Origin of the sequence: Mesorhizobium sp. M1E.F.Ca.ET.041.01.1.1, assembly GCF_003997355.1 — a bacterium.
Lineage (GTDB): Bacteria > Pseudomonadota > Alphaproteobacteria > Rhizobiales > Rhizobiaceae > Mesorhizobium.
The window spans coordinates 1-6315 of sequence record NZ_RZSL01000364.1 but is presented as its reverse complement, the minus strand read 5'-3'; the positions used below and the strand labels follow the sequence as shown (position 1 = coordinate 6315).

The 6315-nt window shown below is 64.1% G+C and carries 6 protein-coding genes; 3 read left to right on the top strand and 3 right to left on the bottom strand.

The features are described from left to right. Positions 1–204: 204 nt before the first annotated feature. From EOA38_RS24645 to EOA38_RS24635, 3 genes are all read right to left on the bottom strand, one after another. A complete protein-coding gene (locus EOA38_RS24645; protein WP_126092075.1) occupies positions 205–771 on the bottom strand; it encodes a TIGR02281 family clan AA aspartic protease in 567 nt (188 codons plus the stop codon). Positions 772–878: 107 nt separating this feature from the next. Next, complete coding sequence (gene upp / locus EOA38_RS24640) at positions 879–1508, bottom strand: uracil phosphoribosyltransferase (protein ID WP_067002624.1); 630 nt, start codon at positions 1506–1508, stop codon at positions 879–881. A gap of 154 nt (positions 1509–1662) precedes the next feature. After that, complete coding sequence (locus EOA38_RS24635) at positions 1663–2637, bottom strand: adenosine deaminase (RefSeq protein ID WP_126092076.1); 975 nt, start codon at positions 2635–2637, stop codon at positions 1663–1665. A gap of 168 nt (positions 2638–2805) precedes the next feature. On the opposite strand from EOA38_RS24635, the gene ubiE reads away from it, so the two are divergent. From ubiE to coaBC, 3 genes are all read left to right on the top strand, one after another. Then, positions 2806–3582 (top strand): bifunctional demethylmenaquinone methyltransferase/2-methoxy-6-polyprenyl-1,4-benzoquinol methylase UbiE, encoded by a 777-nt coding sequence (gene ubiE / locus EOA38_RS24630; RefSeq protein WP_126092077.1) that lies wholly within the window; start codon positions 2806–2808, stop codon positions 3580–3582. Positions 3583–3595: 13 nt separating this feature from the next. Further along, positions 3596–5170, top strand: a complete 1575-nt coding sequence (gene ubiB, locus EOA38_RS24625; RefSeq protein ID WP_126092078.1) for a 2-polyprenylphenol 6-hydroxylase — start codon at positions 3596–3598, stop codon at positions 5168–5170. A 73-nt stretch (positions 5171–5243) separates the two neighbouring features. Then, positions 5244–6315 (top strand): bifunctional phosphopantothenoylcysteine decarboxylase/phosphopantothenate--cysteine ligase CoaBC (gene coaBC, locus EOA38_RS24620; protein WP_210212983.1); only part of this gene is annotated, 1072 nt, incomplete at its 3' end.

Below are 6315 nucleotides of genomic sequence, written 5' to 3'. Positions count from 1 at the left end.
GACCGAGGCGGATGCCGAGGCTGCCGCCGCAGCGGTGCGCTCCGCCTATACGATCGGCGCCTCGAAGCCGTCCGCCGAAAAGACGGTGCTCAGGCGGATCCTGCCGCTATAACTATTTGTCTACACAATTCCGGACGGAAGGCTACGGCGAAGGCGCCGAGCCTGACCGTTACACATTTTTCCTGGAATTGCTTCAGGCCAGATCTACTGCACGAGCAGCAGCGCGCCGTTCTGGACCTCGTATTTCTGCAGCCGCTGCAGGAAGCTCATGCCGATCAGGTTGGTTTGCAGCGCCCGGTCGTCGAGAACGACCGCCTGGACATTGTCGATGGAGATCTTGCCGATCTGCAGGCGCTCGACGGTCACCACGGCCGCCTTGATGGCGCCGTTTGCCGTGTTCACCTGTTGATTGAAATCCGACTGGTTGAGCGAAATGCCGATCCTGCGCGCCGTCGATGTGTTGATGGCGACCAGCGTCGCGCCGGTGTCGATCATGCCGTCGATCTGGCGGCCGTTGAGCTTGAAGGCGGAGGTGAAATGACCACGTTCATCCGCATTGACCAGCACCTGGCGGCCAAGCGGCGTCGGCGCCGCCGGCCTGGCTGGAACCGAGGCGAGATTGACGCTGGGCTGAGCCTCCGGCGCCGCCGGTTTGGGCGCGACCGCCGATTTCAGCAGGCTTTCGACCGCCTGCGGGTTCGATTGGTAGAGGATCGGGATCGATGCCGAGGTTCCGGCAAAGACGCCAAGAATGACAAGCTTGCGCAGCATGGATCGACCTTCGTGAAGGCCGCATCCTTAAGCCGGCATGGTGTTTTCAGATTTAACGCGCGATGGAACCGTGATCTTTGCGTAAACGAGCGGTTAAGAAAAGGCGCTCACTTGGTTCCGTACATACGGTCGCCGGCATCGCCGAGGCCCGGCATGATGTAGCCCTTGTCGTTCAATTGGCGGTCGATCGAAGCGGTGAAGATCGGGACGTCCGGATGCGCCTTGGTGAAGCGTTCGATGCCCTCCGGCGCGGCCAGCAAGCAGAGGAAGCGGATGTTGGTGGCGCCGCGCCCCTTCAGCTTGTCGATCGCCGCAATCGCGGAATTGGCGGTCGCCAGCATCGGATCGACGACGATCACCAGCCGATCGGCGAGGTCGCTCGGCGCCTTGAAGAAATATTCGATCGCCTCGAGCGTCTCGTGGTCGCGGTAGAGGCCGATATGGGCGACGCGCGCCGCCGGCACCAGGTCGAGCAGGCCTTCGAGCAGGCCATTGCCGGCACGCAGCACGGAGGCGAAGACCAGCTTCTTGCCCTCCAGCGTCGGCGCTTCCATCTCCTCGATCGGGGTCTCGATGGTGGTGGTGGTGAGCTCAAGGTTGCGCGTGACCTCGTAGCCCAGAAGCAGCGAGATCTCGCGCAGCAGCCGCCGGAAACCGGCCGTCGAGGTCTCCTTCTTGCGCATGATGGTCAGCTTGTGCTGGACAAGGGGATGGTCGACGACGGTGACGCCCTGCATGATGTGCTCCGACTGGTTCGCAGTGGGTAGTGAATAGTGAGTAGTGAATAGTGAGCCGATTTGCGAGTCCCTGACTGAGGGAAAGCGCCAGCCTTCAACCGCGCGATGCGCCCACGGCCAAATCAATCACTACTGACTACTCACTATTCCCTTCTCACCGCACCTTCACGTCCAACCGGCCTAGCAGCATCGCTTTGGTCTTCCGGTCGACGAAGGCCGCCTCTATGGCCGTCCTGGTCACGGCGGTGAGCGCCTTGTCGTCCATCGCGAAATGCTCGGCGGCGATATCGTATTCGCGCTTCAGGGAGGTCCAGAAATAGGGCGGGTCGTCGGAGTTGAGCGTCACCTTGCAGCCGGCGGCGCGCAGCGCCGGGAAGGGATGCTCGGCGAAGCTTGCGAAAACCTTGAGCGCGATGTTGGAGCCGGGGCAGCATTCCAGCACCACGCCCTGATCGGCGATACGGCGGACGAGGTCCGGATTCTCGATGGCGCGCACGCCATGGCCGATGCGCGATGGGCGGATGTGGTCCAGCGCTGCCTTGACACTTTCCCATCCCATCAACTCTCCGGCGTGGATGGTGACGCCGAGGCCTGCCTCGCGCGCGATCTCGAATGCCCGCACATAATCCTCGAAATCGCCGATCCGCTCATCGCCGGCAACGCCAAAACCGGTCACCAGGGGATGGCCGCAGCGGGCCGCGAAGCGCGCCGCCTGCTCGATCGCCTCGACGCCGGCATGGCGCACGCCGGTGACGATCATGCGCCCCTCGATGCCCGTCCTGGCCTTGGCGCGGGCCATGCCTTCGCCGAGCGCGTCCGTATAGGCCTTGGGCGAGAGACCGGCCTTCCTGGCATGGTCCGGCGAGGTGAAGATCTCCGAATAGATCGCGCCGTCGCGGGCGAGACTGGTGAGGTAGTGGTCGGTCAGACGGGCATAGTCCTCCTCCGTGCGAAACAGGTCGGAGGCAAAGTCGTAGGCCGCGAGGAAGGAGGTGAAATCATGCCAGACGAAGGAGCCGTTCTGGATATAGGGCGAGGGGTCCTTGCCGTATTTGCGGGCCTGGCCGACGACAATGTCGGGCGCCGCTGCCCCTTCGATGTGGCAGTGCAATTCGGCTTTCAAAATCATGCGGCCATCCCGTCCGGTATTCTGTCCTCGCGCCGATTCCGAGCGGAAAATCATGCGAAATCCTGCCCGAACCCGTTTTGAAGGCGCGGCCGAAAACCGCGCCTCGGACAATAGCGCCGGCCCCATCGATCGGCTATGGTCCCGCCGGTTTTATGGCGGATCAAAATAATGTCAGTTGAGAGAACCACGGCCGCGGGTGGCATGGAAACTTCCTATGGTTTCAGGAAGGTGGGCGCAGGCGACAAGCAGTCCCTCGTCAACGATGTCTTCCATAAGGTGGCCAATCGATACGACCTCATGAACGATCTCATGTCGGGCGGGTTGCACCGGCTGTGGAAGGACGCGATGGTCGCGTGGCTCAATCCGCCCAAGCGTCCGGGCTGGAAGGTGCTCGACGTCGCCGGCGGCACGGGCGACATCGCCTTCCGCATCATCGAGGCAAGCCAGCGCCAGGCGCACGCCACGGTGCTCGACATCAACGGCTCGATGCTCGAAGTCGGCCGCGACAGGGCCGATAAGAAAGGCCTCTCGGAAAATACCGTTTTCGTCGAGGCCAATGCCGAGGCGCTGCCCTTCGAGGACGAAACGTTCGACGCCTATACGATCGCGTTCGGCATCCGCAACGTGCCGCGCATCGATGTGGCGCTGAGCGAAGCCTTCCGCGTGCTGAAGCGCGGCGGGCGCTTGCTTTGCCTGGAGTTTTCCGAGGTCGACATGCCGCTGCTCGACAAGGTCTACGAGGCCTGGTCCTTCAACGCGATCCCGAAAATCGGCAAGGCGGTGACAGGCGATGGTGAACCCTATTCCTACCTGGTCGAATCGATCCGCAAGTTCCCCAACCAGGCGAATTTTGCTTCCATGATCACCCGCGCGGGCTTCGACCGCGTCACTTTCCGCAACTATTCCGGCGGCATCGCCGCGCTTCATTCGGGCTGGAAGCTTTGAGGCAAGCGCAGCGATGACTACCGTCGGGGCTGGTTTCAGGCTCGCAAGGGCCGGCTGGGTGCTGGTCCGCGAAGGCGTCGTCGCGGCGCTGCCCGGAGAAGAGCTTTCCGGCATGCCGAAGCTCGGCTGGCGGCTCGCACGTGTGCTCGCCCGCCGCCGCGCGCTCGCCCACCAGCGCGGCGACCGGCTGGCGCAGGCGGTGGTGCGACTGGGTCCATCCTACGTCAAGCTCGGGCAGTTCCTGGCGACGCGGCCGGACGTCGTCGGCAACGACATGGCGGTCGACCTCGCCCTGCTGCAGGACAAGATGCACACCTTCCCAAAAGCGGAGGCGATCGCGGCGATCGAGGCCTCGCTCGGGCGCAAGATCGACGATCTCTATGCCAGCCTCGGAGAGCCGGTTGCGGCTGCTTCGATCGCCCAGGTGCACGGCGCCGAAGTCGTTCGCGACGGGAAGGCTTCACGGGTGGCGGTGAAGGTCATCCGGCCCGGCGTGCGCCATCGCTTCTTCCAGGATCTCGAGAGCTACTTCCTCGCCGCTCGCCTGCAGGAGAAATACATTCCCTCGTCGCGCCGACTGCGGCCAATCGAGGTGACCCAAACGCTGGCGCAGACCACCAAGGTCGAAATGGACATGCGGCTCGAGGCGGCCGCGTTTTCAGAGCTCGGTGAAAACACGAAAGACGATCCGGGCTTCCGCGTGCCCGCGGTCGATTGGGAGCGGACCGGCCGCGACGTGATCACCATGGAGTGGATCGACGGCATCAAGATGAACGATCTGGTCGGCCTTGCCGCCGCAGGTCACGATCTCAAGGCGATCGCCGCCAATCTCATCCAGTCGTTCCTCAGGCACACGCTGCGCGACGGCTTCTTCCATGCCGACATGCATCCGGGCAATCTGTTCGTCGAGGCGGACGGCACCATCGTCGCCGTCGATCTCGGCATCGCCGGCAGGCTCGGCAAGAAGGAGCGGCGTTTCCTAGCCGAGATCCTCTACGGCTTCATCGTTCGCGATTATCAGCGCGTCGCCGAGGTGCATTTCGAGGCCGGCTATGTGCCGCGCCAGCACAATGTCGAGGCTTTCGCGCAGGCGATCCGCGCCATCGGCGAGCCGATCCATGGCCAATCGGCAGACACCATTTCGATGGCCAAGCTCTTGACCCTTCTGTTCGAGGTCACCGAACTTTTCGACATGGCGACGCGACCGGAACTGATCCTGCTGCAAAAGACCATGGTCGTCGTCGAAGGCGTCGCCCGCACGCTCGATCCGGCCTTCAACATGTGGAAGACGTCGGAGTCGGTGGTCAGCGACTGGATCGCCGGCAATCTCGGTCCGCGCGGAATGCTGACCGACGCTCGCGACGCCGGCAAGGCGCTGGTGGCGCTGGCAAGGCAAGCGCCGGATATTGCCGCCCGTACCGAGCGGCTGTCGCGCGAAATCGACCTGATGGCCGAACATGGACTGCGATTCGACGAGGCGACCGCGCGCGCCATCGGCAAGGCCGAAGCCCGCCATACCCGCTCCGGCCGCGTGGCGCTGTGGGTGATCGCGCTGACGCTGATCTATATCGCTTGGCGGATCTTCTGAACGCCGCCCGCCTTGCCGTGATTTGATTGCATTGCTATCATTGCTGACACCAGTTTGAAGCGGATGCAATCACATGGCCAGCATCACGATCCGCAACCTTGACGACGAGGTCAAGGACCTGCTGCGGCAACTGGCGGCCGAAAATGGCTGCTCGATGGAGGAGCAGGCGCGGGCGATGATCCGCGCGGCGGTTGAAGGCCGGGCAGGGCAGGCCGACCGCATCGACCAGATCGAGAAGACGCTGCGCGCGCTGACCGGACCCGGCCAACAAGCGACGCCCGCCTCTGCCGGATCCGGCAAACCATCGGTTCGGGGAACGCTCTACGGCAGACGCATCCTGCTCATCATCGGCGGCGGCATCGCCGCCTACAAGGCGCTCGACCTGATCAGGCGCTTGCGCGAGCGGGGTGCTTCCGTCCGGGTTGTCATGACGGCCGCGGCGCAGGAATTCATCACCGCGCTCTCGGTCGGCGCGCTTTCGGCCGATCACGTCTTCACCGAGCTGTTCGACCGTAATGACGAGCACGATGTCGGCCATATCAGACTGTCGCGCGAGGCCGACCTGCTTGTGGTGGCGCCAGCCACCGCCGATCTGATGGCGAAGCTCGCCAACGGCCATGCCAACGACCTCGCCTCGACGGTGCTTTTGGCCACCGACAAGAAGGTGCTGATGGCGCCGGCGATGAATCCGAAAATGTGGTCGCATCCGGCGACGCGCCGCAACCGGGTGACCTTGCAGAAGGACGGCATCGCCTTTGTCGGCCCCGCCAGGGGCGAGATGGCGGAAAGCAACGAGGCCGGCGAGGGCCGCATGGCCGAGCCGCTGGAGATCGTCGCGGCCATTGAGGCCATGCTCGATGAGAAGCCGAAGCCGCTTTCGGGCCGCAGGATCATCGTCACCTCGGGGCCGACGCATGAGCCGATCGATCCGGTGCGCTACATCGCCAATCGCTCGTCCGGCAAGCAGGGGCATGCGATCGCCGCGGCGCTGGCAAAGCTCGGCGCCGATGTCCGGCTGGTTTCCGGTCCGGTCACCATCGCCGACCCGGCCGGGGTCACGACCACGCATGTCGAAACCGCGGCCGAGATGAAGGATGCGGTCGAAAACCTTTTGCCGGCGGACGCGGCGGTGTTCGTCGCGGCGG